Annotated in this window: 1 protein-coding gene; it reads left to right on the top strand. The window is 59.1% G+C overall.

The annotated features are described in order from the left end of the window. Positions 1-250 precede the first annotated feature (250 nt). Positions 251-530, top strand: a 280-nt coding sequence (locus tag ACT3TP_RS18765) for an IS3 family transposase (protein WP_444621297.1), incomplete at its 3' end; no start/stop codon positions are given.

Raw genomic sequence — 530 nt, 5'->3', positions numbered from 1 at the left:
GCTGGGTGCTCCAAGCCCAGGTCGACACCGGTGAGAAGGACGGCCCAACCACTACCGAACTCGATGAGCTCAAGGCGTTGCGGGCGGAGAATCGGGATTTGAAGGAAGCCAACGAAATCTTGAAAGCTGCATCGATTTTCTTCGCGAGGGAACTCGACCCTCGCCGCCGCTAATCTGCCGATTCGTTGATGAGCAGCGGGCCGAAGGTCATGCGGTCGAGTCGATCTGCGCCGTCCTGCGTGAGCAGGGCGTGCAGGTCGCCGCACGAACCTACCGGGCCTGGAAAATAAGGATTCCGGCCCTGCGAGCAGTTGAAGATGCCAAGGTCATTGACACGTTACGCAGCCTCAAAGTGTTAGACGCTAAAGGAAGACCGAAGCCAGAAATCCTTTATGGCCGGCGAAAGATGACCGCTTGGCTGCGGCGCAACGGCTTCCCCGAGGTCTCCAAACACACCGTTGACCGACTCATGCGTGACGAGGGCATGAACGGCCTGATTCGTGGACGTAAGACCCGCACCACGATCCCTG

The organism is Glutamicibacter sp. AOP38-B1-38 (assembly GCF_052377485.1).
Classification (GTDB): domain Bacteria; phylum Actinomycetota; class Actinomycetes; order Actinomycetales; family Micrococcaceae; genus Glutamicibacter.
Note: the sequence above shows the minus strand (reverse complement) of the source record. Positions and strands in the feature narration are given on the sequence as shown.